The sequence below is a fragment of the Phycicoccus jejuensis genome (genome assembly GCF_000720925.1).
Classification (GTDB): Bacteria; Actinomycetota; Actinomycetes; order Actinomycetales; family Dermatophilaceae; genus Phycicoccus; species Phycicoccus jejuensis.
On record NZ_JOEE01000008.1, the window covers coordinates 52,877 to 78,461 of the forward strand.

A 25,585-nucleotide genomic window follows, 5' to 3' on the forward strand; every position below is an offset into this window, starting at 1 on the left:
GAGTGTGCCCGTCGGCGGGGTGCCTGTCACCCCCCGGACGGACGGGTGGGCCGAGCGGCGTCGCCTGCGCCGCACGTCACGGCACAATGGGCGCCATGACCAGCGCCCACCACGCTCCCGCCCTCCCGGCGGACCTCATCGCCTCCATCGACCGGGCCGGCTACTTCCCGGCCCTCGTCGCGGACGTCGTCTCCGCGGCCCTCGGGAGCGAGCGCATCGACAACCACCTCGTGCACCTCGAGACGACGTTCGACCGCGACGTCGTCCGGCGGCACATCACGGTGCTGGTCCTCACGCCGACCCGGCTGCTCATCGCGCACGCCGACGACCACGCCGACGAGCCGCCGGCGCCGCAGGAGGTCGCGACGGCCACGACGGAGTCCATCCCGCTGTCGGCGGTCAAGGGCGTCATGCTCACCCACGTCGTCGAGAAGCCCGAGTCGTACGTGCCCGGCACGCTCGGCCGCGAGGTGACGCTGACCCTCGGCTGGGGCACCGTGGCCCGCATCGACATGGTGCCGGCCGCGTGCAGCGACCCCGACTGCGACGCCGACCACGGCTACGAGGGGACCATCACCGGCGACGACATCGCGCTGCGCATCTCGGCCGCGGCCGACGGCGACGACAAGCTGCAGCGGGCGCTGGCCTTCGCCCGCGACCTGTCCGGCGCCATCGGGCAGCGCTGAGCGTGCTGCTCCCCGCCGCGCCCGACTACGCCTCCGGCAGCCTCGCCGACGTCCTCCCGAGCGTGTGCGCGTCGCTCGGCGTGCCGGGAGCGGTCGGCGGGCTGGGGCTGGCCCCGGCGCGGCGGGCCGTCGTCGTCCTCGTCGACGGGCTCGGGGCGGCGCAGCTCGCGCGGCGGCTCGGGCACGCCCCGTGGTTCCGGTCGCTCGCGGGCTCGACGCGGCGGGTGCCGGCCGGCTTCCCGTCGACCACCGCGACCTCGATGGGCACGTTCGGCACCGGCGCGACGTCGGGCGCGCACGGGATGCTCGGGTACGAGGTGATGGTGCCGGGGGAGGACCGCGTCTTCAACGAGCTGTCGTGGGAGGACGGCCCGGTACCGGAGCGCTGGCAGAGCCTGCCCACGTGGTTCGAGCGGGCCGAGGCCGACGGGGTCGCGGTGACCCGCATCGGCCCGGCGTTCTTCGACGGCTCGGGCCTCACGCAGGCCGCGCTGCGCGGCGGCCGGTTCCGGGCCGCCGACGCGCTCCCTGCCCGGGTCGACGCCGCCCTGGCCGCCGTGCGCTCGGCACCCCGCTCGCTCGTCTACCTCTACTGGGGCGAGGTCGACAAGCTCGGCCACGTCCACGGGCCCGAGTCCTTCGAGTGGACGACCGAGCTCGAGGCCGTCGACCGCGAGCTCTCGCGCCTCGCGGCCCGGCTGCCCGACGACACCTCCCTCACCGTCACCGCGGACCACGGGATGGTCCTCTGCCCGCAGGAGACCCGCCTCGACGTCGCCCGCGAGCCCGGGATGCTCGACGGCGTGCACCTGCTGGGCGGGGAGCCGCGCGCGACCCACGTCTACTGCCGCCCCGGGGCCGCCGTCGACGTCGCCGCCGCGTGGTCGGCGTGGCTGGGGGAGCGCGCGAGCGTCGTCCACCGCGCTGACGCCGTGGCCGCGGGGTGGTTCGGGACGGTCGACCCGGCGCACCTGCCCCGCATCGGCGACCTCGTCGTCGTCGCGCACGACGACTTCTGCCTCGTCGACTCCGCGCGGATGCGCCCGCAGCTGCTCGCGCTCGCGGGGATGCACGGGGCGCTGACCGCCGAGGAGCTCGACGTGCCGGTGGTCCACGCGCCGGCCCGCGTCGCCTAGGGTGTTCGCCCGTGGCGGATCTGGTGTTCTTCTCGGGGACGATGGACTGCGGCAAGTCGACGCTTGCCCTGCAGATCGACCACAACCAGCGCGCCCGCGACCGGCAGGGCATCATCTTCACGAAGCTGGACCGGGCGGGGGAGTCGGTGCTGTCCTCGCGCCTCGGGCTCGAGACGAGCGCCGTCGAGGTCGGTGACGACCTCGACTTCTGGGACGTCGTCGTCGAGCGGCTGACGGCCGGTGGGCGGGTCGACTACGTCATCTGCGACGAGGCGCAGTTCTACACCCCGCGCCAGGTCGAGCAGCTGGCCCGGCTCGTCGACGAGCTCGGGATCGCGGTGACGGCGTTCGGCATCACCGCCGACTTCCGGACCGAGCTCTTCCCGGGCTCGCGCCGCTTCATCGAGCTCGCGGACCGGGTCGAGGTGCTCCAGGTCGAGGCGCTCTGCTGGTGCGGGCGCCGGGCCACGCACAACGCGCGCATCGTCGACGGCGTCATGGTCGTCGAGGGCGCGCAGGTCGTCGTCGGCGACACCGCGGCCGCGAGCGAGGGGCTCGTCGAGTACGAGGTGCTGTGCCGCCGCCACCACATGCGCCGGATGAACAGCCACGCGGCCCGGCAGGCGTCGCCCACCCCCGACACGCTCCCGTTCGACCTCGACGCCTGCCCGGTCCCGCCACCCGCCTGACCGCGCCGGCCCCACCTGCCCCTCGCGCCTCAACATTTCGGGGTCACCCCGAAATGTCCACGAGACACGAGCTCGGAGCCGGGGTCTCGCGGACGAACCGGGGTCTCGCCGTGCCGGGTAGGTCTCGCAATGCCGAGGTGGACTTGCCGTGTCGGCGTGGTCTCGCGGTGCCGGGGTGTCATGGCGGGTCGGCGAGGCGAGGCAGGGGCGACAGAGCGAGGTCAAGTGGTCCAGCTGGGTGGAGGTATTCCGTTGATGCTGGAGAGCGGCCGGATACCTCGAACCGTTGGAGCGTCGTTGCATCGAGGTGAAACGCGACCGCGAGAGGGTCCGGTTTCACCTCGAACCGCCGGGAGCCGTGCTGGGTCGAGGTGAAACCCGACCGCGAGAGGGTCCTCTTTCACCTCGAACCGCCGGGGTCAGGAGGGGCCGGAGCCCTTCGTGCCGAAGACGATGTCGTCCCAGCTCGGGACGCTCGGACGGCCCTTGCGGCCGGCCGACGGACGCGCCGAGGCGGCCGGCGACTCCGCGGGATCGGGCTGCGGCGTCGCGGGCTCGGGAGCGGGGGAGACCGGTGCCTCGCGGACGGCGCGCTCGGCCTCGGCCTCCTCGCGGGCGTCGTCCTCGGGCCAGCCGCCGACGAGCGCGGTCGACGTCGTCGGCTCCTCGAGGTGCTCCTGGACCGGCTTGCGGGCGCGGGCGGCGGGCGGCGGCGGCGCGAGGACCGGGTCCTGGGTCAGCTCCTCGATGGGCAGCGCGTCGGGGCGGCCGTCGTCCTCGCCGGGCGTGTGCGTCGGGGAGGTGCGCCGCTTCGAGCGCCGGCCCCGCGCGCTGTGCTCGCGCATCGCGGCCATGAGGTCGATCGGCTCGTGCGGCTCGCGGGCCCGCGGTGCGGATGACCCGCCCGCGCGCTCGATGCCGCCGTCGGCGTCGACGTCGTAGACATCGAGGTCGCCCGGGGTGGGCGCGCGGTGAGGGGCGGGCAGCAGGCCGGACGTCGTGTCCTCGCTCAGCCAGCGCGCCTCGTCGTTGGTCGGGGTGACGGAGCCGCCGAGCGGCTCGTACAGCCAGGTGGCGGTGCGGCGGCGCCCACCGGCGGCGAAGACCATCGAGACCTGCCAGACGCCCTCGTCGTCACGGGCGGAGTCCCACTCGACGTCGTCGCGGTCGACGTCGCGGTCGCGCAGGCGCTCGGCGACGCGCTCCTCGAGGGTCACCGGGGCCGGGCCACGGGTGCCGACGGCGCAGCGGCGGGCGACGCGGGCGACGTGCTCGCGCTCGGCGAGGATCGGGCCCTCGAAGCGGTGCACCTTCTCGACCGGCCAGCCCGAGCGCTCGGCGACCTCCTCGGCGGACAGGCCGCGCCGGATGAGCGCCTGCACCTCGCGCGGGCGCATCCCGCCGGACATCTCGATCTGGAGCTGCCCGAGCCGGGGCCGGTCGCGCCGGGCGGCGGCACGCAGCGGCTCGTCGAGCGGCAGCCGGTAGCGACCACCGTCGGCGTCCGCGAGCAGGAGGTGCTGACCGTCCTCGTGGACGCCGATGAGGCGAAGGTCCTGCATGTCCGTACTCCCGGGTCGCTGGTCGTCAGGATGACGATGCCACCCTCGCGCATGTCGAGGGTGGAGCCCACGCCGGGTGTCCGTCGATTGCCCCGATAACCTCGTGCCATGACCGCTGCGACCGGCGACCTCGCCCCCTACGACGTCGTCCTGCTGGGCTCCTTCGGCGGCCCCGAGTCCGAGGACGAGGTGATGCCGTTCCTCCGCCGGGTGACCGCCGGCCGCAACATCCCCGACGAGCGCCTCGTCGCCGTCGGCGAGCACTACTACGCGCGGGGCGGCCGCAGCCCGATCAACGACCTCAACCGCGACCTCCTCGCCCGGCTGCGCGCCGAGCTCGAGCGCCGCGGCCTCGACGTCCCCGTCGTCTGGGGCAACCGCAACTCCGAGCCGTTCTTCGCCGACGCCCTCCACGAGGCCCTCGACGGCGGCGCGACCCGGGTCGTCTCGCTCTTCACGAGCGCCTACTCCTGCTACTCCTCGTGCCGGCAGTACCGCGAGGACCTCGCGAGCGCGATGGAGCAGGTCGGCCCGGCCGGTGACGGGCTCGCCGTCGACAAGGTGCGCCAGTACGTCCACCACCCGCGGCTCGGCGCCGCGTGGGCGCGGGCGCTCGCCACGGCGCTGCGCGGCCTCGACGACCCGTCCGCCGCGCGCATCCTCTACGTGACGCACTCGATCCCGCTCGCGATGGACGACACCTCCGGGCCGGGCGACGGCGAGGGCAACCTCTACACCGACCAGCACCTGCGCCTCGGCCGGCGCCTCGACGAGGTCGTCGGCGCCGAGCTCGGCGTGGAGCTGCGTGGCGAGCTCGTCTTCTGCTCGCGCTCCGGGCCGCCGAGCCAGCCGTGGCTCGAGCCCGACGTCAACGACCGCATCGAGGAGCTCGCCGCCGAGTCGAGCGCCCCGGTCGTCTGCGTCCCCATCGGCTTCGTCTCCGACCACATGGAGGTCGTCCACGACCTCGACACCGAGGCCGCCGAGACCGCCGAGCGAGTTGGGGTGCCCTTCGTGCGGGTGCCCACGCCGCACGCCGACGACGAGTTCGTCGAGGGCCTCGTCGACCTCCTCCTCGAGCGCGCGGCCGAGGCGCGCGGCGAGGTCGTCGTCCCCGAGTCCTGGCTGCCCGGTGACGTCCGGCCGTCGACGTGCGCGCCCGGCTGCTGCCCGAACCTGCGGATGGCCAAGCCGGCCCTGTGCGGCAGCGACTGATGCTCCCCGACGTCCCCGCCGGGCTCGACCTCGCGCAGCTCGAGGACGTCGCCTGCCGCGTGGCCCGCGAGGCCGGGCGGCTCGTGCGCGACGAGCGCCCCGACGACCTCGGCTTCAGCACGAAGTCGACGGGCACCGACGTCGTGACCGAGATGGACCAGCGCAGCCAGGAGCTGTTGCTGCACCGGCTCGGCGCGCTGCGCCCGGACGACGCCGTGCTCGGCGAGGAGGAGGGCGGCCGCGAGGGGACGAGCGGGGTCACGTGGGTCGTCGACCCCATCGACGGGACGACGAACTACCTCTACGGGGTGCCGGCGTACGCGGTGTCGGTCGCGGCCGTCGTCGGCGACCCGACCCGGCCCGGGCACTGGCGCAGCGTCGCGGGCGCGGTGCTCGACCCCGAGCGCGCCGAGCTGCACCACGCCCGCCTCGGTGGCGGCGCCTGGCTGACGACGGCCGCCGGCACCCGCCGCCTGCGCGCCCGTGGCACGACCGACCTCGCGCTCGCGCTCGTCGGCACCGGCTTCGGGTACGACGCCGCCGTGCGCGCCCGGCAGGCGGCCGTCCTGGCCGAGGTCCTCCCGCGGGTGCGCGACGTCCGCCGGCACGGCAGCGCGGCCCTCGACCTGTGCGCCGTCGCGACCGGTCGGCTCGACGGCTACTACGAGAGCGGGCTCAACGCCTGGGACCGCGCCGCCGGCGAGCTCGTCGCCCGCGAGGCCGGCGCGGTCGTCGGCGGGAGCGTCGACGACGTCGCCTCGCGCGACCTCACGTGGGCCGCGGCGCCGGGCCTCGCGGACGCCCTCGCGGCCCTCGTCCGGCCCCTCACGACCGAGCACGTCGGGAGCCTCGGGCAGCCCGGCTGACCGGGCGCAGGGACGACCCTGCACCGGGGGATGGACCCGCGTGGCGGGGGTATCCGGCGATGGTGCACAATCTGGCGCGCACGATCGTCCCACCGGGCACAAAGACGCCTCTCCGTGCGTTGTCCGGGCCGATCGGCACGACGAAGGGTGGAACACCAGCATGGCAACCGACTACGACGCACCTCGCAAGACCGAGGAGGACGTCTCCGAGGACTCGATCGAAGAGCTGAAGAACCGGCGCGTCGACTCCCGGTCCTCGAGCGTGGACGTCGACGAGACCGAGCAGGCCGAGGGCTTCGAGCTGCCCGGCGCCGACCTCTCCGGCGAGGAGCTCTCGGTGCGGGTCCTCCCGCGCCAGGCGGACGAGTTCACCTGCTCGCAGTGCTTCCTCGTCCACCACCGCAGCCAGCTTGCGAGCGACGCGAAGGGCGTCCTCGTCTGCCGCGACTGCGCGGCCTGAGCACCGCCGCACCCGTGGGAGGCCCGACCCGCGTGCCCGTCGCCGTCCGGCGGCTGCACGAGGACGCCGTCCTCCCGCGCTACAGCACCGACGGGGATGCCGGGGCCGACCTCAGCAGCGTCGCCGAGGTGACCCTGGCACCCGGGGAGCGGGCGCTGGTCCCGACCGGGATCGCGCTCGCGCTGCCGCCGGGGACCGTGGGGCTGGTGCACCCCCGCTCGGGCCTCGCGGCCCGGCACGGCGTGAGCATCGTCAACGCCCCGGGCACCGTCGACTCCGGCTACCGCGGCGAGGTGCTGGTCAACCTGGTCAACCTCGACCCGACCGAGAGCTTCACGGTGCGGGTCGGCGACCGGATCGCCCAGCTCGTCGTCCAGGAGTACCTCCACGCCGACTTCTCGGCCACCGATTCGCTTCCCGGCAGCGCCCGGGGAGAGACTGGACACGGGTCCACCGGGGGCTTCGGCTCCACCGACACCCCCTGACCCACCGACCACCACACGTTTCGAGGACCACCGCCGTGAGCATCTTCCGCAGGAGCAAGCGCACCGAGACCGAGCCGGCGTCCGCGCCGGAGGTCGAGGACGCCACCGCCGTCGAGGACGAGGGCACCGAGGCCGCGCCGGAGGACGACGCGGCCGACCGCACGAGCGGCCCCTACGACGTCAGCGAGGTCGACGGGCGCGACGGTCGCCTCGACCTCGGCGCCCTCTGGGTGCGCGGCGTCCCCGGGATGGAGCTGCGCCTCGAGGTCGACCAGGAGACGCAGGTCGTCAACGCGGCGACCGCGGTGTTCGGCGAGTCCGCCCTCCAGGTCCAGGCCTTCGCGGCGCCGCGCACCGAGGGCCTGTGGGCCGACATCCGCCGCGAGATCGCGATGTCCGTCGAGCGGCAGGGCGGCACCGTCGAGGAGGTCCCGAGCGAGCTCGGCACGCGGCTGCGGACGCGGCTGCCCTCGGCCGGCCCGGACGGGCGCACCGTCTTCGCGCCGGCGACCTTCGTCGGCGTCGACGGCCCCCGCTGGTTCCTGCGCGGCGTCCTCTCCGGGCGCGCGGCCATCGACGACGAGGCGGCCGAGCCGCTGCTCGAGGTGCTCCGCGAGCTCGTCGTCGTCCGTGGCACCGACCCGATGGCCCCGCGCGAGCTGCTGCCCCTGCGCCTGCCGCAGGACGAGCAGGCGGCGGCCGCCGACGAGACCGACGACGACGCGCCCGCGACGCTCGACCCCTTCGAGCGCGGGCCCGAGATCACCGAGGTGCGCTGATGACCCTTCGTGAGCGCCTGCGCGACCTCTCGCGCACGCCGCTGGAGCAGGACGCCGACGAGCTGCAGCAGCAGTCGGCCTCCGAGGGCGGCGACGACCTGTCGGCCCTGGCCCCCCGCTTCTCCGCGTGCGTGTGCGGCTCGGTCCGCGCCGTGACGCTGCCCCCGCGCCGCAGCGTGCCCGCCCTCGTCGCCGAGGTGTGGGACGGCAAGGGCGCGGTCAACCTCGTGTGGGTGGGCCGGCGCTCCATCGGCGGCATCGAGCCCGGGACGTTCGTGCGGGCCCGCGGTCGGGTCACGACGGTCCGCGGGGTGCAGACGATCTTCAACCCCGCCTACGAGATCCTCCCGAAGCAGTGAGCGCGGCCCACCCGGCGCCCGCGGCCGAGACCGTCGAGGCGCTGATCCGCCACCGCCTCTCGGTGGCGCTCGGCGGGTGGCGCGGGTCGGTCGAGACGGCGCTGCCGACCCTCGTCTTCGTCGTCGCGTGGTCGGTGAGCGACCACGACGTCACGGTCGCGGCCGTCGCCGCCGTCGCGGTGGCCCTCGTGCTCGCGGTGCTCCGGCTCGTCCAGCGCTCGTCCCTGCAGCACGTCGGCGGGGCGGTGTTCGCCACGGCGATCGCCGCGTTCTTCGCGCTGCGCTCCGGGGAGGCGCAGGACGCGTTCCTGCCCGGCATCCTCACGAGCGTCGGCTTCCTCGTCGCGACGCTGGTCTCCATCGTCACCCGCTGGCCCGCGGTCGGCTTCATCGTCGGCGCCGGCGACCCGCGGGCCGCCGAGGACCCGTTCGGCTGGCGCCGCGACGCCGGGATGGTCCGCGTCTGCATCCGGCTCACGTGGGTGCTCGTCGCGATGTACGTCGTCCGGGTCGCCGTCATGGTGCCGCTCTACCTCGACGAGCGGGTCACGCTGCTCGGCGTCGCCAAGGTCGCGCTCGGCTGGCCGCTCTGGGTGGCCGGCATCGCCGTGATGGGCTGGCTGCTCGTCTCCGGCCACACCCCGCTCGAGCCCGGCCGCGGGCCCGCCGCCGACGACGCCGACGCGAGCGACGACGCGGACGAGCCGCTGACCGGCCGCGACGCCTGACGTCGCGTCGCCCGAACCGGCTTGCGGCTCAGCCCTCCTCGTCGTCCTCGCGCTTCTGGCGACGGCCGGGGGAGAGCAGCGACTCGAGGTCGGACTCGGCCTCCGGGGTCGTGACGAAGAGGAGCTCGTCGAGCGGCTCGAGGGCGTCGTCGCGGCTCGGGGCGATGGGGTGCCCGTCGCGGATGATGCCGGTGAGGACGGTGTCGGCGGGGAAGGGCACGTCGCCGACCCGGGCGCCGGCGTAGGGGCTGCCGAGCGGCAGGGTCATCTCGACCATCATCGCGCGGCCCTGCTGGAACTCGAAGATGCGCACGAGGTCGCCGACGCTCACGGCCTCCTCGACGAGCGCGGTCATCAGGCGCGGGGTGGAGACGGCGACGTCGACGCCCCAGGCCTCGTCGAACATCCACTCGTTCTTCGGGTTGTTGACGCGGGCGACGGTGCGGGGGACGCCGAACTCGGACTTGGCGAGCAGCGACAGCACGAGGTTGACCTTGTCGTCACCGGTCGCGGCGACGACGACGTCGCACTCGGCGAGGCCGGCCTCGGAGAGGGTGTCGATCTCGCAGGCGTCGGCCTGCAGCCAGCTGGCGTCCGGGACCTTGGACACCCGCTCGCCGTCGGCCTCACGGTCGACGAGGAGCACCGAGTGTCCGTTGCGGATGAGCTCGCGGGCGATGGACCGCCCGACGGAGCCCGCCCCGGCGATGACGACGCGCATGGAGGAGCCTTTCGGGGTCAGTGGGAGGGGGGCGGCGCGTCGAGGACGCGCTCGGCGGTCGCGAGGTGCTCGCGCAGCAGGGCGAGGTGCACGAGGTCGCCCTCCTGGTACACGGTGTCGGCGCCGGGGATGAACCCGTCGCCGAGCCGGGTCACGTAGGCCAGCCGGCCCTCGGTGGCCGTCTCGACCTCGGTGTAGCGGCGGCCGATCCACGACGCCGCCACCGGGATCTCGGCGATGACGACGTGCCCCGACGGGTCGGTGAACTCGGGGACGTGACCCTGGGGGAGCAGGCGGCGGAGCATCTGGTCGCTCGTCCACTTGACGGTGGCGACGGTGGGGATGCCCAGGCGCTGGTAGATCTCGGCGCGACCGGGGTCGTAGATGCGGGCGACGACGTTCTCGACGCCGAACTTCTCGCGGGCCACGCGCGCGGCGAGGATGTTCGAGTTGTCACCGCTGGAGACCGCGGCGAACGCGTAGGCGTTGTCGATGCCGGCGGCCCGCAGGGTGTCGCGGTCGAAGCCGACGCCGGTGACCGTGCGCCCCTCGAAGGAGGTCCCGAGGCGCCGGAAGGCGCTCTCGTCCTGGTCGACGACGGCGACCTCGTGGCCGGCGCGTTCGAGGGCCCGGGCGAGGGAGGCGCCGACACGGCCGCAGCCCATGATCACGAAGTGCACGACAGGGACGCTACTACGCGCCCGCAGCGGACGGACCGCAGTCCGGGACGTGCACGCGCCGTGCGCGCTTCTGCCTACAGTTGTCCTCGTGTCAACACCCGGACGTCTCGTCAAGCGCGTCATCCTCGGGCGGGCGATGCGCAGTGACCGTCTCGGCGAGACGCTCCTGCCGAAGAAGCTCGCTCTGCCGGTCTTCGCGAGCGACGCACTGTCGTCGGTGGCCTACGCCCCCGACGAGATCCTGCTCACCCTCGGGCTCGCGGGCGGCACGCTCGCGCTGACCCAGTCGTGGAAGATCGCGCTCGTCGTCGTCTTCGTCATGGCGATCGTCATCATGAGCTACCGGCAGAACGTCCACGCCTACCCCAGCGGCGGCGGCGACTACGAGGTGGCGAGCGTCAACCTCGGGCCGCGGGCCGGCCTGACGGTGGCGAGCGCGCTGCTCGTCGACTACGTGCTGACCGTGGCGGTGTCGGTCTCGTCGGGCGTCCAGAACGCCGCAGCGGCCTTCGGCTTCGTCCGCGGGCACGAGGCGGTCGTCGCGGTGCTCATCATCGTCGCGCTCACCGCGATGAACCTCCGGGGTGTGCGCGAGTCCGGGACGGCGTTCGCCATCCCCACCTACCTCTTCATGGCCAGCGTGCTCGGCATGGCCGCGTTCGGTTTCTTCCGCAAGGTCTCCGGCGACCTGCCGCTGGCCGAGAGCGCGTCGCTGACGCTGCGTGCCGAGAGCGGTTTCGAGGAGCTCGGCACCGTCGCGATGGCCTTCCTCCTGCTGCGCGCGTTCTCGTCCGGCTGTGCGGCGCTGACCGGGGTCGAGGCCATCTCGAACGGCGTGCCCGCCTTCAAGAAGCCCAAGAGCCGCAACGCCGCGACGACCCTCCTGCTCATGGGCGTCGTCTCGGTGACGATGCTCATGTCGATGATCACGCTGGCCTCGTGGACCGGCGTCCACTACGCCGACGACGAGGCCAACCAGCTGCTGCGCGACGGCGTGCCGGTCGGTGACGACTACGTCCAGGACACCGTCATGGGCCAGGTGTCCAAGGCCGTCTTCTCCGACTTCCACCTCGGCGTGGTCGTCGTCTCGATCGTCACCGGCCTCATCCTCGTGCTCGCCGCGAACACGGCCTTCAACGGCTTCCCGGTGCTCGGCTCGATCCTCGCCCGTGACGGCTTCCTGCCGCGCCAGCTGCACACCCGCGGCGACCGCCTCGCGTTCTCCAACGGCATCCTCATCCTCGCCGGCGCGGCGGCGGCCCTCGTCGTCGTCTTCAACGCCGACGTCACCCGGCTCATCCAGCTCTACATCGTCGGCGTGTTCGTGTCGTTCACGCTGTCGCAGATCGGGATGGTGCGGCACTGGAACCGGTACCTGCGCGTCGAGAAGGACCCCGCGTCCCGGGCCCGGATGATGCGCAGCCGCGTCATCAACGGCGTCGGCGCGGCGATGTCCGGCACCGTGCTCGTCGTCGTGCTCCTCACGAAGTTCACGCACGGCGCCGGCTACGCGATCGCGGCGATGGCGGTCCTGTTCTTCCTCATGCTCGCGATCCGAAAGCACTACGACCACGTCCGCGACGAGCTGAGCGTCGAGGAGCGCGACACCAAGGCGCAGATGCTGCCCTCGCGCGTGCACGCCATCGTCCTCGTCGCGAAGATCCACAAGCCGACGCTGCGCGCGCTGGCGTACGCGCGGGCGACCCGCCCGTCCGTGCTCGAGGCGATCACCGTCTCGGTCGACCCCGACGAGACCAAGGGCCTGCAGCAGGAGTGGGACCGGCGCGACATCCCGGTGCCGCTCAAGGCCCTCGACAGCCCGTACCGCGAGATCACCCGTCCGGTGCTCGACTACGTCAAGTCGATCCGCACCGACAATCCGCGCGACATCGTCGTCGTCTACATCCCGCAGTACGTCGTCGGGCACTGGTGGGAGCAGATCCTCCACAACCAGAGCGCCCTGCGGCTGCGCACCCGGCTGCTCTTCACGCCCGGGGTCATGGTGTCGTCGGTGCCGTGGCAGCTCGCGTCGTCCGAGGGCGCCGAGGAGCGGATGGACGGCCCGGTGGCGGGCGACGTCCGCCGCGGCGAGTGATGGCGGAGCACCCGGAGGGGCTCGCGGTCGGCGACGAGGTCGAGGTCGACGTCACGGCCTTCGCCCACGGCGGGCACTCGATCGCGCGCGCCGACGGCCAGGTCCTCTTCGTCCGCCACACGCTGCCCGGTGAGCGGGTGCGGGCGCGGGTGACCGAGACCGGGTCCGGCGGTCGCTTCGTGCGCGCCGACGCGGTCGAGGTGCTCGACGCCTCCCCGGACCGCGTCGTGCCGCCGTGCCCGTGGAGCGGTCCCGGCCGGTGCGGTGGCTGCGACCTCCAGCACGTCGCGCTCGAGGCGCAGCGGCGGCTCAAGGCCGGTGTCGTCCGCGAGCAGATGAGCCGCCTCGCCGGGCTCGAGGTCGACGTCGACGTCGAGCCGGTGCCCGGTGACGACGGCGGGCTGGACTGGCGCACCCGCGTCGAGTTCGCCGTCGACGCCGAGGGCCGGGCGGGCCTGCGCCGGCACCGCTCGCACGAGGTCGTGCCGGTCGACCACTGCCGCATCGCCGCCCCCGGGGTCGACGCCCTGCGCGTCACGGAGCGCACCTGGCCGGGCGCCGAGCTCGTCGACGTCGTGGCGCCCTCGGTCGGGGCGCCCGTGGCCGTCGAGGTGCCCGGCGGGCCGGTGCCGGACGTCCTGGAGCGGGTCGAGGTGCCGGCCGCCGACGGCCGCCCGGGGTTCGTGCACGACTTCTCCGTCTCGGCCCGTGGCTTCTGGCAGGTGCACCCCGGCGCCCCCGCGACGTTCCTCACCGCGGTCCTCGACGGGCTGCGGGTGCGCCCGGGGGAGCGGGCGCTCGACCTGTACTGCGGTGTCGGGCTGTTCGCCGCCGCGCTGTCCGAGGCGGTCGGCCCGGACGGGCAGGTCGTCGCGGTCGAGGCCGACCGCGACGCCGTCGCCCGGGCGACCGAGGGGCTCGGGGCCGCGGGCAACGTCGCCGTGGTCGGTGCGCGGGTCGACGACGCCTTCGGGCTCGCGCGGACCGACCGCCGGCGGGGTGCGGCGCGCGGCCGCGGCCGTCGTCCGGCGCGCTCGCCCCTGCTGCCGCAGCGCGCCGACGTCGTCGTCCTCGACCCGCCGCGCACCGGGGCCGGCCCGGCCGTCGTCGGGGCCGTCGCCGACCTCGCGCCGCGGGCCGTCGCCTACGTCGCGTGCGACCCCGCGGCGCTCGCCCGCGACACCGCGGCCCTGCTCGCCCGCGGCTACCGGCTCGTCTCGCTGCGGGCCTTCGACGCCTTCCCGATGACCCACCACGTCGAGTGCGTCGCGATCTTCGAGCCCGCGACGGCGTGACGGGGCGGCCGGGCCGGCGCGCCGTCGTCACGGCGGCGCTCGGGGTGCCGTTCCTCGCGACGGGCTGCTCGACGTCGACGACCGGCGGCGACGACGCTCCGCAGGGCCCGGCGCCCGAGCGCATCGCCTACGGACCGCACGAGGCCCAGTACGCCGAGCTCACGCGGCCGACCGGTGCCTCGCGCGGTGTCGTCGTCGTGCTCCACGGCGGGTTCTGGCTGGCCGAGTACGACGTCTCGCTCGCCCGCCCCCTCGCCGCCGACCTCGTGCGGCGGGGCTGGATGGCGCTCGCGGTCGAGTACCGCCGGGTCGGCGACGGCGGCGGCGTGCCCGCGACCCTCGACGACGTCTCCACGGCGCTCGACCTGCTCGCCGACCGGGACCTCGCCGACGGCCCGGTCGTCACGCTCGGCCACTCCGCGGGCGGTCAGCTCGCCGTCTGGGCGGCCGCCCGGACGCGGCTCGAGCGCTGGCGCGGGGCGCAGGTCGTCCCGACGCACGTCGTGTCGCAGGCCGGCGTCCTCGACCTGCGGACCGCCGCCGACGAGGACCTCGGCGGGGGAGCGGTGCCGGGGTTCCTCGGCGGCACGCCGCAGGAGCGGCCGGAGGCCTACGCCTGGGCCGACCCCGTCGCGCTCGCGCCGGTCGAGGCGCCGGTCTGGTGCGTCCACGGCCCGGACGACGGCACGGTCCCGATCGCCCAGTCGCAGGCGTACGTCCGGGCGGCGCTCGCGGCCGGGGGAGCGGCGACGCTCATCGAGGTGCCCGGCGACCACCTCGACCAGGTCGACACCGGCTCGGACGCGTGGGCCCGCACGGTGGCCGTGCTCGACGGCCTCTGAGCAGCCGCATGTCTCCCGCGCGCGGCCGCGCGACACCCGGGGGGCGGGCATAGGCTCGACGCCACCGACCCGGTGTGGTTAGATATCTTGACGTCAAGATAAATAGCGGGTCCGTGCGACGACGCAACGACCCGGAAGGAGACCCGGTGGCCAGCACGAACAGCTTCGACGCCCACGGCACGCTCGAGGTGGGCGAGAGGTCCTACGACATCTACCGGCTGTCGACGGTCGAGGGCAGCGAGTCCCTCCCGTACAGCCTCAAGGTCCTCCTCGAGAACCTCCTGCGGACCGAGGACGGCGCCAACATCACCGCGGACCACATCCGCGCGCTCGGCGGCTGGGACGAGAACGCCCAGCCCGACACCGAGATTCAGTTCACCCCGGCCCGCGTCATCATGCAGGACTTCACCGGGGTGCCCTGCGTCGTCGACCTCGCGACGATGCGCGAGGCGATGAAGGACCTCGGCGGCGACGCCTCGAAGATCAACCCGCTCGCCCCGGCCGAGCTCGTCATCGACCACTCCGTCCAGATCGACGTCTTCGGCCGCGCGGACGCCTTCGAGCGCAACGTCGAGATCGAGTACCAGCGCAACGGCGAGCGCTACAAGTTCCTCCGCTGGGGCCAGACCGCGTTCGACGACTTCAAGGTCGTCCCCCCGGGCACCGGCATCGTCCACCAGGTCAACATCGAGCACCTGGCCCGCACGGTCATGGTGCGCGACGGCGTCGCCTACCCCGACACCTGCGTCGGCACCGACAGCCACACGACGATGGTCAACGGCCTCGGCGTGCTCGGCTGGGGCGTCGGCGGCATCGAGGCCGAGGCCGCGATGCTCGGCCAGCCCGTCTCGATGCTCATCCCGCGCGTCGTCGGCTTCAAGCTGACCGGTGAGATGAACCCCGGCGTCACCGCCACCGACGTCGTCCTCACGATCACCGATCTGCTGCGCAAGCACGGCGTCGTCGGGAAGTTCGTCGAGTTCTACGGCGCCGGCGTCACGGCCCTCCCGCTCGCCAACCGCGCGACGATCGGCAACATGAGCCCCGAGTTCGGCTCCACCTGCGCGATCTTCCCGATCGACGACGTCACGCTCGAGTACCTGCGCCTCACCGGCCGCGCCGAGGACGACGTCGCCCTCGTCGAGGCGTACGCCAAGGAGCAGGGTCTCTGGCTCGACCCGGCCGCCGAGCCGCGCTTCTCCGAGAAGCTCGAGCTCGACCTCACGACGGTCGTCCCCTCGATCGCCGGCCCGAAGCGCCCCCAGGACCGCATCGAGCTGACCCAGGCCAAGAGCGCCTTCCGCGAGGTGCTGCCGACCTACGTCGCACACGAGGAGGGCTCCGACGGCGAGGCCTCGTCCTTCCCGGCGTCCGACCCGACCCCGCAGGGCAGCCCCGACGGGCAGAACGGCGGCGAGGCCCCGGCCCACGAGGGCTCGGCCTCCGGACGCCCGAGCCGTCGCGTGCCGGTCACGCTCTCGGACGGCACGAGCTTCGAGATCGACCACGGCATCGTCTCGATCGCCTCGATCACCTCGTGCACGAACACCTCGAACCCGTCGGTGATGATCGCCGCCGCGCTCCTCGCGAAGAACGCGGTCGAGCGCGGGCTCACCGCGAAGCCGTGGGTCAAGACCTCGATGGCGCCCGGCTCCAAGGTGGTCACCGGCTACTACGAGGCCGCGGGCCTCTGGCCCTACCTCGAGAAGCTCGGCTTCCACCTCGTCGGCTACGGCTGCGCGACGTGCATCGGCAACTCCGGCCCGCTCGCCGAGGAGATCTCGGCGGCCATCCAGGAGAACGACCTCGCCGTCACGGCGGTGCTCTCGGGCAACCGCAACTTCGAGGGCCGGATCAACCCGGACGTCAAGATGAACTACCTCGCGAGCCCGCCGCTCGTCATCGCCTACGCCCTCGCCGGGACGATGGACTTCGACTTCGAGTCCGACGCCCTCGGCCAGGACACCGACGGCACCGACGTCTTCCTGCGCGACCTGTGGCCCGCCCCGGCCGACGTCGAGGAGACCATCCGCGGCGCCATCACCCGCGACCTGTTCGAGCAGGACTACGCCGACGTCTTCGCCGGCGACGAGCGCTGGCGGTCGCTGCCGACGCCCGAGGGTGACACCTTCGCCTGGGACGCCGACTCGACCTACGTCCGCAAGCCCCCGTACTTCGAGGGCATGCAGATGGAGCCGTCGCCGGTCACCGACATCACCGGGGCGCGCGTGCTCGCCAAGCTCGGCGACTCCGTGACGACCGACCACATCAGCCCGGCCGGCTCCATCAAGGGCGACAGCCCCGCGGGTCGCTACCTCGCCGAGCACGGCATCGAGCGCAAGGACTTCAACTCCTACGGCTCGCGACGTGGCAACCACGAGGTGATGATCCGTGGCACCTTCGCGAACATCCGCCTGCGCAACCAGCTGCTCGACGGCGTCGAGGGCGGCTTCACCCGCAACTTCCTCGCCGGCGGCGAGCAGACGTCGATCTACGACGCGTCGGCCGCCTACCAGGAGGCCGGGGTGCCGCTCGTCGTCCTCGCGGGCAAGGAGTACGGCTCCGGGTCCTCGCGCGACTGGGCCGCCAAGGGCACCGCGCTGCTGGGCGTCAAGGCCGTCGTCGCCGAGTCGTACGAGCGCATCCACCGCTCGAACCTCATCGGGATGGGCGTCCTGCCGCTGCAGTACCCGCAGGGCGAGAACGCCGAGTCGCTCGGTCTCACGGGCACGGAGACGTTCTCGGTCACCGGGATCGAGGCGCTCAACGACGGTACGACGCCGCGCACGGTGTCGGTCGTCGCGACGGCCGAGGACGGCACGGAGACCTCGTTCGACGCGGTCGTCCGCATCGACACCCCCGGTGAGGCGGACTACTACCGCAACGGTGGCATCCTCCAGTACGTGCTGCGGAGCCTCGTGCGCTGACGCCCGCGACACCCGAACGCGCCGCCCCGGACCTCACCGACCGGGGCGGCGCGCTCGTCTCCTCGCGGGGTCGCCGCGAGGGGTCTCAGCCCTTCTCGGCGCCCGCGTTCGCGCCCTGCGTGAAGTAGCGCTGGAACACGGCGAAGATGATCGCCGAGGGGATCGTCATGAGCAGCGCGGCCGCCATCGAGATGGGGTACTGGTTGCCCGAGCCCAGGCCGCCCGAGGTCAGCTGGCCGACGCCGCGGGTGAGGGTGAAGAGGTTCGGGTCGTTGGTCGCGATGATGAAGTGCGCCAGCTCGTTCCACGACCCCTGGAAGGACAGGATCGTCAGGGTGATGACCGCCGGGCGGGCCATCGGGAGGACGACCGACCAGAAGATGCGGAAGGTGCTCGCACCGTCGATGCGGGCCGCCTCCTCGACGGACGGCGGGATCGACTCGAAGAACTGCTTCATGATGAACACGCCGGCGGCGTCGACGAGCAGCGGGACGATGAGCGCCGGGTAGGTGTTGTAGATCCCGAGGTAGTTGAGCACGAGGAACTTCGGGATGAGCAGCACGATGCCCGGCACCGCGAGCACGGCGAGGATCGCCGTGAACACGGCGTCCCGGCCGCGGAACTTCAGTCGCGCGAGGGCGTACCCGGCGAGCGAGTTGAAGAACACCCGACCGATCGTCACGCACACCGTGACGATGACCGAGTTGGTGAACCACAGCGGGAAGTCGGTCTCGGCGAGCCGCTGGAACGCCGCGGTGGTCAGGGGGTCCGGGACGATCCCGAGGGGGTTCGCGACGGCGTCGCCGTTGGTCTTGAGCGAGGTCGAGACCTGGACGACGAAGGGGTAGATGTAGACGACAGAGAACGCGACGAGCGCGAGGTAGACCGCGAGCTTCTTGCCGCGACCGCTCCGGTGGACACGAGAGGATCCACCGGCAGCGGGCGGCAGGCGCGTCCCCATCGTGGCGGTCGCCTCGGCTCGCACCTGAGGGGTCACGACGTCCGCGGGTCCGAGGTCGCTCATGCCGTCGCCTCCTTCTTCTTCGCCGCGCGCTGCTGGGCGCGCCGGGCCTTCTTCGCGGCCGCCTCGTCCTTGTCGCGCAGGACGAACCGCTGGAACGTCGTGAGCACGAAGATGAGGACGAAGAGCAGGAACGCCATCGCGGCGCCCTGGCCCCACTGCTGCTGCCCGAAGGCGGCGGTGTACGACAGGTAGGCCGGCGTGAGCGTCGTCTTCGCGGGGCCGCCCTGCGTCATGACGTACATCTGGTCGAACACCTGCCACGTGCCGATGACGCCGAGCGTCACGACGAGGAGGATGGTCGGCCGCAGGTGCGGGACGGTGACGGCCCGGAAACGCTGCCACCGGTTGGCGCCGTCGACGAGCGCGGCCTCCTCGACCTCCGTCGGCAGGTCCTGGAGGGCCGCGAGGAACATGAGCATGAAGGTGCCGGCCGTGGTCCAGACGACCTGGAGCATGATCGCCGACAAGGCCACCGAGGGCCCGCTGAACCAGTCCCACAGCGACAGGCTCATCACCTGGTGGTCGGCGAGGGCCCCGGGTGGCGCGTCGATGCTCCACAGCCCGAGACCCTGGCCGGCGAGGTGGATGAGGCCGCGCGGGTCCGAGAACCACGTCGGGCCGTCGATGCCGAAGATCCCGAGGAACTGGTTGACGGCGCCCGTCCCGGTGAAGAGGAAGAGGAAGACCAGCGAGATCGCGACCGACGACACGACCGAGGGGAAGTAGAAGGCCGTCCGGAAGAACGTGCGGCCCTTGAGGAAGCGCTGGTTGACGATGACCGCCAGCCCGAGCGCGAGCACCGTCTGGAGCGGGACGACCCCGACGACGTAGTAGAAGGTGTTGCGCAGCGAGATCATGAAGTCTTGCCGCGAGAGCCCCTGCTCGGTGAGGAGCGCCTGGTAGTTCTCGGTGCCGACGAAGCCGACGCGGGACGAGAACGGGCTCCCGCGCCCCGTCCAGTCCGTGAAGGACACCCAGATCGCCATGAGGATCGGGATGACGAGGAAGAGCCCGAGGACCACGAGCGTGGGGGTGACGAACAGCCACCCGGCGGTGGACTGACGCTGCCCGTCCCCGCGGCGGCGGCGCCGCGGGGCCCGGCCGGAGCCGGTCCCCGCGGTGGTGCCGCGCTCGGCGACGGTGTCGGCGGTGCTCACTGGCCGAGCGCGGAGCCGGCGTTGGTGTCGAAGCCCTCGAGGACCTGCGGCAGGTTGGCGTTGCCGAAGCTCTCGAGCTTGGAGTTGAGGTCGGCGACGACCTGCTCCATCCCGGGCGCGTTGATCGGGCCGTGGCCGTACTCACCACCGGCGATGAACGGGGCGTCCTCGGGGAACTTGCTCTTGTACTGGTCGGCGGCCGACTGGCGGCTCGGCATGACCCCGAACGCGTCGGCGAAGGCCATCTGCTGGTCGACGGTGGTCAGCGACTTCACGAGGTCGACGGCCTGGGCCTGGGCCTTGGAGTCGGACGCGACACCCCAGCACTGGGTGAACTGCAGCGTGCCCTTGCCCGCCGGGCCGGCCGGCAGCTCGACGGTCTTGTACTTGAGGTCCGGGTAGTCGTTCTTGACGGCGCCCTTGATCCAGTTGCCCTCGATAGTCATCGCGGCTTTGCCGGTGCCGAACGCCTCACCGCCCCAGCCGGAGTCGAGCTGGTTGGACATCTTGAAGTTGCCCGCCTTGACGTTGCGCTGGACGTACTCGAGGGCGTCGGTGACCGCCGGGGTGTCGGCCGACGCGCTCTTGCCGTCGTCGGACAGCCACCAGCCGCCGTTCTGGACGACGAACGCGCCGAGGCGGTCGATGCCGACCCCGATGCCGAGGCCGACCTGGTCCTTCGTGGTCAGCTTCTTCGAGACGGCCTCGAGCTGGTCCCACGTCGTCGGGACGTCGGCGTCGGTCAGGCCGGCCTTCTCCCACGAGTCGGTGTTGATCTCGAGGGCGAGGGTCGAGAAGTCCTTGGGGGCGCAGTACTGCTTGCCCTCGTACGTGAAGGTCTGGCGCAGCGGCTCGTAGAAGTCGCTGTTGTCGGAGAGCTGGTCCGCGTACGGGTAGAGGCTGCCGTTCTTCGCGTAGTCCGCGAAGCGCGAGGCGTCCATGTAGAAGACGTCGGCGGGCTTGCCGCTGGCGAAGCCCTGGGCGAGCTGCTGGTTCATGTCGCTCGCGACGGTGACGGTGACCTTGTTGCCGGACTTCTGCGCCCAGGCGTCCGCCGCGGCCTTGACGGCGTTGGTCTCGGCGTCGCCGGAGGACGCGATGAGCATCGTCAGGTTGGCCGGGCCGCTGGCCGACGCCGGTGCGCTGGATGCGCCCTCTTCCTCGAATCCTCCTCCGCCGCAGGCGGACAGGGCCAAGGCGCCGGTGAGGGCCAGGACCAGGGCGGTGGTACGGGTCGTGCGCGTCATCGTGACTCCTTCGTCGGGGTGGTGCGCGGGGGTGGCCGGGTCAGGCCCGGGTGCTGCGGGCGGTGGTCAGGGTCGGCCGGAGCAGCGAGCCGTGCTCCGGCGGTGGAGAGCCCTCGAGAGCGGCGCTCACGAGGTCGAGGCAGGTCTCGGCGATGGCCTCGAAGGGCTGCGCGACCGAGGTGAGGTGGTGCATCGTCGCCGTCTCGGAGCCGTCGAAGCCGACGACGCCGACGTCGCGACCGGGCTCGAGACCGCGGCGGACCAGGGCGTGGTGGACGCCGAGGGCGAGGACGTCGGAGGCGCAGACGACGGCGTCGCCGGGGGAGAGGTGCTCGAGCAGCGCGGTGGCCGTGGCCGTGGCGTCGTCGAGGTCCTGCTCGGCGACCGCGGCGGGGCCGGCGACACCGCCGGCGTCGGCGCAGGCCCGGGCCCAGCCGCTGCGCCGGTCGTCACCGACGACCGAGCCCGCCGGCCAGCCGAGGAACGCCACGCGCTCGTAACCCTGGTCGCGGCAGTGTCGGACGGCGTCCTCGGTGCCGGCGCCGCCGTCGACGTCGACCCAGCGGGTGAACGTCGGGTCGTCCCAGACTCGGCCGAAGGTGGCGTAGGGGATGCCCTGCTCCTCGAGCCACGGCGGGCGCGGGTCCCCGTGGTGGGTCTCGGCGAGGACGAAGGCGTCGACGAGCCGACCGGCCCACATCGAGCGGTAGCCCTCGAGCATCGGGTGCCCGGACTGCGAGCCGAAGGGCACGATGTGGCAGCCGTGGCGGGCGGCGCCGATGCTCAGGGCGGTGAGCACGGGGGCGGTGGTCGCGTTGTGGGCGCCGAGCGTGTGCAGCTCGATGCCGACGGCACCGGCGCGACGGCTGCGCAGCGACTGGGCGGAGCTGGAGGCGCGGTAGCCGAGCTCGTCGATGGCGGCCCGCACCCGCTCGAGGGTGTCGGGGCGGACCCGCTCGGGGTTGTTGACCGCGTTGCTCACGGTCTGGCGCGACACGCCGGCGGCGCGGGCGACATCGTGGATGGTCACGCGGTCGGCGTCGCCGGGCTGCGGGGTCATCGGTCCTCCTCGTCGAGGGTCCTGCGCCTGTGAACGTTCAAACGATCGTGACGACGGTTGATTTGAACGATCAAATGGATAGGGTCGTCACTGTGCATCGACCTGACACCGGAAGTCAAGAGGCCGCCGTCGACCCCGAGCGCTCGCGCCAGCCGTGGCTCCACGAGCTCGAGGTGGCGGTCCGGGGACCGGTGACCTGCCTGGCTGCGCGCAGCGGCGACGTCGACGCCGGGTGCGAGGGGGGCGAGGCCACCGGCCTGCTCGTCGACGACCGTCGTGTGGTGCACCGGCTCGTCCTCCGGGTCGACGGGCTCGCCCCGACCCCGGTCGTCGCGGCGAGCCGCGGCGGCTCGTCCGAGACCCTCGCCGTCGCCCGCCACCTCGGCGACCCGGGGCCCGACCCCACCGTCGAGGTCGCCCGGCACCGGGTGCTGACGGACGACGGCCTCACCGAGACCGTCGAGGTCCGCAACCGTTCGGCCGAGCCCGTGCGCTGCGTCGTCGAGCTCCTGGTCGCCGGCGACGGCGCCGACCTGCACGACATCAAGCACGGTGTGGCACAACCCCGTCCGCTGCCGGTCGCCGTGTCCGACGAGGTCGCCTCCTGGTGCGACGAGCGGCACGCGGTGACCGTCCGCGGTGAGGGCGCGCAGGTGTCGGCCGACGGAGCCGACGCGTCGCTCCGGTGGTCGCTCGAGGTCCCGCCCGCGGGGGCACGGACCGTCGTCGCGGAGGTCGCCGCCCGCCGCCTCGCCACCACGGCCTTCGACGCCGACGCCGGGTCCGACGCGCTCGGCTTCGACGTCGTCCACGTCGAGGCCGACGACGCCCGGTTCTCGCGCACCGTGCAGGACGGCCTCGAGGACCTGCGCCACCTCGCGATGCGCGACCCGCTCGCCCCCGACGACGTCTTCGCCGGGGCCGGCACCCCGTGGTACCTCACCCTCTTCGGCCGCGACGCCGTGTGGGCGGCGCGGCTCTCCCTCCCGTTCGGCACCGACCTCGCCCGCGGCACGCTGCGCGCGCTCGCCCGGCGCCAGGGGCGGCACGACGACCCCGTCACCGCCGAGGCGCCCGGCAAGATCCCGCACGAGATCCGGCGCACCGCGTTCGGCAGCGAGGGAGGCATGGTGCTGCCGACGACCTACTACGGCACGGTCGATGCGACCCCGCTCTGGGTCTGCCTGCTCCACGACGCCTGGCGGTGGGGCATGGACGCCGCGGTCGTCCGCGAGCTCGCGCCCGCGCTGCACGCGGCGCTCGGCTGGATGGAGCGTGCGGCCGACGGCAGCCCCGACGGCTTCCTGCGCTACCTCGACGAGACCGGCACCGGCCTGGCCAACCAGGGCTGGAAGGACTCCGGCGACTCGATGCGCGACGCCGCCGGGCGTATCGCCGAGGGTCCGATCGCCCTCGTCGAGACGCAGGCCTACGCCGTCGAGGCGGCCCGCGCCGCGGCCGACCTGCTCGAGCAGGTGCTCGACGCCGACGGCGGGCGCTGGCGCGCCTGGGCCGAGGCCCTCGCGGGTCGCGTCGAGACGTCGTTCTGGTCCGACACCGGGGGGCGCCGCATCCTCGCGATGGCGCTCGACGGCCACGGCGCGCCGGTCGACGGGCTCGGCAGCAACATCGGGCACGTCCTCGGTACCGGCACGCTCGGTGCGGTGGGCGAGGCGCGGGTCGCGGCGGCTCTCGCGAGCCCCGAGCTGCTCGGCCCGCTCGGCATCTCGACGCTCGCGCGCGACAACCCCGCCTTCAACCCGATCGGGTACCACACCGGCTCGGTGTGGACCCACGACACCGCGATCTGCGGCCTGGGCCTCGCGCGAGCCGGGTTCCGCGACACCGCCGCCCGGGTGGCCCGGGCCCTCGTCGACGTGTCCGCCGCGAGCGGGTACCGCTGGCCGGAGCTCTACGGCGCGGACCCCGTGCTCGGCCGTCCCGCGCCCTACCCGGCGAGCTGCCGCCCGCAGGCGTGGGCGGCGGCGAGCGCCGGCGCGCTCGTGACGACGGTCCTCGGCCTGCGCGCCGACGTGCCGGCCGGCCGGCTCCACCTCTCGCCCCTCCCGGACGCCCCGTTCGGGGCGCTGGACGTGCGGGGGCTGCGCCTCGGCGACGGTCTCCTGGACGTCGAGGTCGACGCCGAGGGCCAGGTGCGTGCGGTGCGTGCGCCCGACGGCATCGACGTCGAGGTGGGCTGACCGGCGCGCAGGCCCGCTTGTTAGCGTGACCGTCCGGCCGCGGCGGGGGACAGGTCCTGCCCGGCACGACGGAAGGACCGACCGTGCTCGACGTGCTCTGGGGACTCGGCGGGATGGCCGCCCTCCTGCTGGCCGCCGTGGCCATCTCGACCGACCGCCGGGCCATCCGCCCGCGGACCGTGGCCGCCGCCCTCGGCCTGCAGGTGCTCTTCGGGGTCCTCGTCCTCTACGTCCCGCCGGGGCGCGCGGCCCTCGACGCCGCGACCCGGGCGGTCCAGGCGGTCATCGACTCCTCGAAGGAGGGCATCGCCTTCCTCTTCGGCTCGCTCGTGCCCGAGGACGGGGTGGTCTTCGCGCTCCAGGTGCTGCCGGTCATCGTCTTCTTCGCGGCCCTGACGTCCGTGCTCTACCACTGGAAGGTCCTCCAGCGGGTGGTGCGCGTGCTCGGCTCGGGGCTGCACGTCCTCCTCGGCACCTCGCGCGCCGAGTCGGTCAACGCCGCGACGAACGTCTTCCTCGGCCAGACCGAGGCGCCGCTCGTCATCCGTCCCTACCTCCCGCGGATCTCGACCTCCAGCCTCTTCGCCGTGATGACCGGGGGTCTCGCGACCGTCGCGGGGTCGGTCCTCGTCGGGTACGCGCTGCTCGGCGCAGAGCTCGACCAGCTGATCGCCGCCGCGTTCATGGCGGCGCCCGGCGCCCTGCTCATGGCCAAGATCGTCGTGCCCGAGAGCCAGGAGGTCGACGCCGACGGCGTGCCGGTGCGGGTCGCGACCGGGGGCGGCGGGGTCGCCGACGACGAGGACGCCCCGGAGGAGGCGCCCGAGCCCGAGGAGGAGGAGCACGTCAACGTCATCGACGCGGCGGCCGACGGCGCCGCGCAGGGGCTCAAGCTGGCCGCCAACATCGGCGCGATGCTCCTGGCGTTCATCTCGCTCATCGCCCTGGTCAACCTGCTGCTCGGCGCCGTCGGCGGGTGGTTCGGGCAGCCCGACCTCACCTTCGAGCGGCTGCTCGGCTGGCTCTTCGCACCCGTGATGTTCCTCGTCGGTGTGCCGTGGGACGAGGCGGTGCGCGCCGGCAGCTTCGTCGGGCAGAAGACGGTCGTCAACGAGTTCGTCGCCTTCAGCAACTTCGGCCCGGTCGCCGACGAGTTCAGCGCGAAGACCAAGGCCATCGTCACGTTCGCCCTCACCGGCTTCGCCAACCTCGGCTCGCTGGCCATCCTCCTCGGCGGCCTCGGCGGGATGGCCCCGAACCGCCGATCCGAGATCGCGACCTACGGCGTGCGTTCCATCGCGGCGGCGACGCTGGCGAACCTCATGAGCGCGGCGATCGCCGGGATGCTCCTCGCCTGAGCGCGCGGGACGG

General features: G+C 73.4%; 23 protein-coding genes. 16 read left to right on the forward strand and 7 right to left on the reverse strand.

What is annotated here, in order from left to right; all coding sequences use genetic code 11:
• The first annotated feature begins 95 nt into the window (after positions 1–95).
• The 3 genes from IG69_RS0114985 to IG69_RS0114995 are packed head-to-tail and all read left to right on the forward strand — an operon-like array spanning position 96 to position 2,511.
• Entirely contained in the window at positions 96–686 is a 591-nt protein-coding gene (locus tag IG69_RS0114985) for a DUF5998 family protein (RefSeq protein WP_036830325.1), read from the forward strand.
• A 2-nt stretch (positions 687–688) separates the two neighbouring features.
• Positions 689–1,822, forward strand: coding sequence for an alkaline phosphatase family protein (locus IG69_RS0114990; RefSeq protein WP_051750613.1), 1,134 nt, complete (start codon positions 689–691; stop codon positions 1,820–1,822).
• Between the two features lie 11 nt (positions 1,823–1,833).
• Complete coding sequence (locus IG69_RS0114995; protein ID WP_030528987.1) at positions 1,834–2,511, forward strand: thymidine kinase; 678 nt, start codon at positions 1,834–1,836, stop codon at positions 2,509–2,511.
• 419 nt (positions 2,512–2,930) lie between these two features.
• Here the strand turns inward: IG69_RS0114995 and sepH are convergent, their stop codons facing one another.
• Positions 2,931–4,073, reverse strand: a complete 1,143-nt coding sequence (gene sepH, locus IG69_RS21185) for a septation protein SepH (RefSeq protein ID WP_051750614.1) — start codon at positions 4,071–4,073, stop codon at positions 2,931–2,933.
• 108 nt (positions 4,074–4,181) lie between these two features.
• Between sepH and IG69_RS0115005 the strand changes: the two genes are divergently transcribed.
• The 7 genes from IG69_RS0115005 to IG69_RS0115035 all read left to right on the forward strand — a co-directional run bounded on the left by IG69_RS0115005 (position 4,182) and on the right by IG69_RS0115035 (position 8,965).
• On the forward strand, positions 4,182–5,288 hold the full coding sequence (locus IG69_RS0115005; protein WP_030528989.1) for a ferrochelatase: 1,107 nt from the start codon (positions 4,182–4,184) through the stop codon (positions 5,286–5,288).
• Positions 5,288–6,154, forward strand: a complete 867-nt coding sequence (locus IG69_RS0115010; protein ID WP_036830391.1) for an inositol monophosphatase family protein — start codon at positions 5,288–5,290, stop codon at positions 6,152–6,154. The genes IG69_RS0115005 and IG69_RS0115010 overlap by 1 nt, the downstream gene beginning before the upstream one ends.
• Before the next feature lie 160 nt (positions 6,155–6,314).
• The gene (locus tag IG69_RS0115015) at positions 6,315–6,614 is read left to right on the forward strand and encodes a DUF4193 domain-containing protein (RefSeq protein WP_030528991.1); all 300 of its coding nucleotides are present in this window, start codon (positions 6,315–6,317) and stop codon (positions 6,612–6,614) included.
• A 32-nt stretch (positions 6,615–6,646) separates the two neighbouring features.
• Positions 6,647–7,099, forward strand: a complete 453-nt coding sequence (gene dut, locus IG69_RS0115020; protein WP_242525613.1) for a dUTP diphosphatase — start codon at positions 6,647–6,649, stop codon at positions 7,097–7,099.
• A gap of 35 nt (positions 7,100–7,134) precedes the next feature.
• Positions 7,135–7,878, forward strand: coding sequence for a DUF3710 domain-containing protein (locus IG69_RS0115025; protein ID WP_030528993.1), 744 nt, complete (start codon positions 7,135–7,137; stop codon positions 7,876–7,878).
• Complete coding sequence (locus IG69_RS0115030) at positions 7,878–8,237, forward strand: OB-fold nucleic acid binding domain-containing protein (protein ID WP_030528994.1); 360 nt, start codon at positions 7,878–7,880, stop codon at positions 8,235–8,237. The genes IG69_RS0115025 and IG69_RS0115030 overlap by 1 nt, the downstream gene beginning before the upstream one ends.
• A complete protein-coding gene (locus IG69_RS0115035; RefSeq protein ID WP_051750615.1) occupies positions 8,234–8,965 on the forward strand; it encodes a DUF3159 domain-containing protein in 732 nt (243 codons plus the stop codon). Before IG69_RS0115030 ends, IG69_RS0115035 begins: the two co-directional genes overlap by 4 nt.
• A gap of 28 nt (positions 8,966–8,993) precedes the next feature.
• Here the strand turns inward: IG69_RS0115035 and IG69_RS0115040 are convergent, their stop codons facing one another.
• Together IG69_RS0115040 and IG69_RS0115045 are read right to left on the reverse strand one after the other, a co-directional pair.
• On the reverse strand, positions 8,994–9,686 hold the full coding sequence (locus IG69_RS0115040; RefSeq protein WP_030528996.1) for a potassium channel family protein: 693 nt from the start codon (positions 9,684–9,686) through the stop codon (positions 8,994–8,996).
• Between the two features lie 17 nt (positions 9,687–9,703).
• Positions 9,704–10,366, reverse strand: coding sequence for a potassium channel family protein (locus IG69_RS0115045; protein ID WP_030528997.1), 663 nt, complete (start codon positions 10,364–10,366; stop codon positions 9,704–9,706).
• 88 nt (positions 10,367–10,454) lie between these two features.
• Here IG69_RS0115045 and IG69_RS0115050 point away from each other — a divergent pair, with 88 nt between their 5' ends.
• The 4 genes from IG69_RS0115050 (at position 10,455) to IG69_RS0115065 (ending at position 17,525) form a co-directional block, all read left to right on the forward strand.
• Positions 10,455–12,461 carry an APC family permease gene (locus IG69_RS0115050; RefSeq protein WP_036830327.1) on the forward strand — a complete coding sequence of 669 codons (2,007 nt, stop codon included), beginning with the start codon at positions 10,455–10,457 and terminating at the stop codon, positions 12,459–12,461.
• Positions 12,461–13,756: a class I SAM-dependent RNA methyltransferase gene (locus tag IG69_RS0115055; protein WP_030528999.1), complete on the forward strand. Its 1,296-nt coding sequence runs from the start codon at positions 12,461–12,463 to the stop codon at positions 13,754–13,756. Before IG69_RS0115050 ends, IG69_RS0115055 begins: the two co-directional genes overlap by 1 nt.
• Positions 13,753–14,598, forward strand: a complete 846-nt coding sequence (locus tag IG69_RS0115060; protein WP_030529000.1) for an alpha/beta hydrolase family protein — start codon at positions 13,753–13,755, stop codon at positions 14,596–14,598. Before IG69_RS0115055 ends, IG69_RS0115060 begins: the two co-directional genes overlap by 4 nt.
• Before the next feature lie 146 nt (positions 14,599–14,744).
• A complete protein-coding gene (locus IG69_RS0115065) occupies positions 14,745–17,525 on the forward strand; it encodes an aconitate hydratase (RefSeq protein ID WP_030529001.1) in 2,781 nt (926 codons plus the stop codon).
• 85 nt (positions 17,526–17,610) lie between these two features.
• On the opposite strand, the gene IG69_RS0115070 is transcribed toward IG69_RS0115065, so the two are convergent.
• From IG69_RS0115070 to IG69_RS0115085, 4 genes are read right to left on the reverse strand one after another with little or no spacing between them, the layout of a single operon-like run.
• Positions 17,611–18,549, reverse strand: a complete 939-nt coding sequence (locus tag IG69_RS0115070; protein ID WP_245616164.1) for a carbohydrate ABC transporter permease — start codon at positions 18,547–18,549, stop codon at positions 17,611–17,613.
• Positions 18,546–19,706: a carbohydrate ABC transporter permease gene (locus IG69_RS0115075; protein ID WP_051750616.1), complete on the reverse strand. Its 1,161-nt coding sequence runs from the start codon at positions 19,704–19,706 to the stop codon at positions 18,546–18,548. Before IG69_RS0115075 ends, IG69_RS0115070 begins: the two co-directional genes overlap by 4 nt.
• Complete coding sequence (locus IG69_RS0115080) at positions 19,703–20,953, reverse strand: extracellular solute-binding protein (RefSeq protein ID WP_030529004.1); 1,251 nt, start codon at positions 20,951–20,953, stop codon at positions 19,703–19,705. Before IG69_RS0115080 ends, IG69_RS0115075 begins: the two co-directional genes overlap by 4 nt.
• Before the next feature lie 40 nt (positions 20,954–20,993).
• Complete coding sequence (locus IG69_RS0115085; protein ID WP_030529005.1) at positions 20,994–22,013, reverse strand: LacI family DNA-binding transcriptional regulator; 1,020 nt, start codon at positions 22,011–22,013, stop codon at positions 20,994–20,996.
• A gap of 92 nt (positions 22,014–22,105) precedes the next feature.
• Here IG69_RS0115085 and IG69_RS0115090 point away from each other — a divergent pair, with 92 nt between their 5' ends.
• Both IG69_RS0115090 and IG69_RS0115095 read left to right on the forward strand, forming a co-directional pair.
• Complete coding sequence (locus IG69_RS0115090; RefSeq protein WP_169742077.1) at positions 22,106–24,214, forward strand: amylo-alpha-1,6-glucosidase; 2,109 nt, start codon at positions 22,106–22,108, stop codon at positions 24,212–24,214.
• A gap of 83 nt (positions 24,215–24,297) precedes the next feature.
• Complete coding sequence (locus tag IG69_RS0115095; protein ID WP_030529007.1) at positions 24,298–25,572, forward strand: NupC/NupG family nucleoside CNT transporter; 1,275 nt, start codon at positions 24,298–24,300, stop codon at positions 25,570–25,572.
• Positions 25,573–25,585 lie beyond the last annotated feature (13 nt).

What these genes read in the sequence shown, in the direction of transcription:
- IG69_RS0114985 (WP_036830325.1), top strand. Translation starts at nt 96, where the DNA reads ATGACCAGCGCCCACCACGCTCCCGCCCTCCCGGCGGACCTCATCGCC.
- sepH (WP_051750614.1), bottom strand. Translation starts at nt 4,073, where the DNA reads ATGCAGGACCTTCGCCTCATCGGCGTCCACGAGGACGGTCAGCACCTC.
- IG69_RS0115005 (WP_030528989.1), top strand. Translation starts at nt 4,182, where the DNA reads ATGACCGCTGCGACCGGCGACCTCGCCCCCTACGACGTCGTCCTGCTG.
- IG69_RS0115010 (WP_036830391.1), top strand. Translation starts at nt 5,288, where the DNA reads ATGCTCCCCGACGTCCCCGCCGGGCTCGACCTCGCGCAGCTCGAGGAC.
- IG69_RS0115015 (WP_030528991.1), top strand. Translation starts at nt 6,315, where the DNA reads ATGGCAACCGACTACGACGCACCTCGCAAGACCGAGGAGGACGTCTCC.
- IG69_RS0115030 (WP_030528994.1), top strand. Translation starts at nt 7,878, where the DNA reads ATGACCCTTCGTGAGCGCCTGCGCGACCTCTCGCGCACGCCGCTGGAG.
- IG69_RS0115040 (WP_030528996.1), bottom strand. Translation starts at nt 9,686, where the DNA reads ATGCGCGTCGTCATCGCCGGGGCGGGCTCCGTCGGGCGGTCCATCGCC.
- IG69_RS0115055 (WP_030528999.1), top strand. Translation starts at nt 12,461, where the DNA reads ATGGCGGAGCACCCGGAGGGGCTCGCGGTCGGCGACGAGGTCGAGGTC.
- IG69_RS0115070 (WP_245616164.1), bottom strand. Translation starts at nt 18,549, where the DNA reads ATGAGCGACCTCGGACCCGCGGACGTCGTGACCCCTCAGGTGCGAGCC.
- IG69_RS0115080 (WP_030529004.1), bottom strand. Translation starts at nt 20,953, where the DNA reads ATGACGCGCACGACCCGTACCACCGCCCTGGTCCTGGCCCTCACCGGC.
- IG69_RS0115085 (WP_030529005.1), bottom strand. Translation starts at nt 22,013, where the DNA reads ATGACCCCGCAGCCCGGCGACGCCGACCGCGTGACCATCCACGATGTC.